The following is an 885-nucleotide window of genomic DNA, read 5'->3' on the forward strand; positions in this document are numbered from 1 at the left end:
CCGACGGACTCCTTGGTGACGACGACGCGGGTGACGTCGAGGTCGGAGGGGACGTCGAACATCGTGTCCTGCAGCGTCGACTCGCAGATGGCGCGCAGGCCGCGGGCGCCGGTCTTGCGGGCGAGCGCCTGACGGGCGATCTCGCGAAGGGCGTCGGGCTCGAACTCAAGGTCTACGCCCTCGAGCTCGAAGATGCGCTTATACTGCTTGACCAGCGCGTTCTTGGGCTCGACGAGGATCCTCACGAGATCGTCCTCGGTGAGCTCCTTGGTCGTGGTGATCACGGGCAGACGGCCGACGAACTCGGGGATCATTCCGAACTTGTGCAGGTCCTGGGGCATAACCTCGCTCATGAGGTCGATGGAGTGCTCATCGACCTTGGTCGTGAGCTCGGAGTTGAAGCCGATGCCCTTCTTGCCGATGCGGTCGGCGACGATCTTGTCGAGGCCGACGAACGCGCCGCCGCAGATGAACAGGATGTTCGTCGTGTCGATCTTGATGAGCTCCTGCTGCGGGTGCTTGCGGCCGCCCTGGGGAGGCACGCTTGCGATGGTACCCTCAAGGATCTTGAGCAGCGACTGCTGCACGCCCTCGCCGGAGACGTCGCGCGTGATCGAGAGGTTCTCGGCCTTACAGGCGATCTTGTCGATCTCGTCGATGTAGACAATGCCGACCTGCGCGCGCTCGACGTCGCCGTCGGCGGCGGTGATGAGCTTGAGCAGGATGTTCTCGACGTCCTCGCCGACATAGCCGGACTCGGTGAGCGAGGTGGCGTCGGCGATGGCGAAGGGCACCTCGAGGAAGCGCGCGAGCGTCTGCGCGAGGAGAGTCTTGCCGGTGCCGGTCGGGCCGAGCAGCAAGATGTTGCTCTTCGCGATCTCGACG

Annotated in this window: 1 protein-coding gene; it reads right to left on the reverse strand. The window is 64.6% G+C overall.

Annotated elements, in window-relative coordinates:
• On the reverse strand, positions 1-885 hold an 885-nt coding region (gene clpX / locus ACT84W_RS09375; RefSeq protein ID WP_444329009.1), incomplete at both ends, for an ATP-dependent Clp protease ATP-binding subunit ClpX.

The sequence above is a fragment of the Paratractidigestivibacter sp. genome, from assembly GCF_052362415.1.
GTDB lineage: Bacteria > Actinomycetota > Coriobacteriia > Coriobacteriales > Atopobiaceae > Paratractidigestivibacter.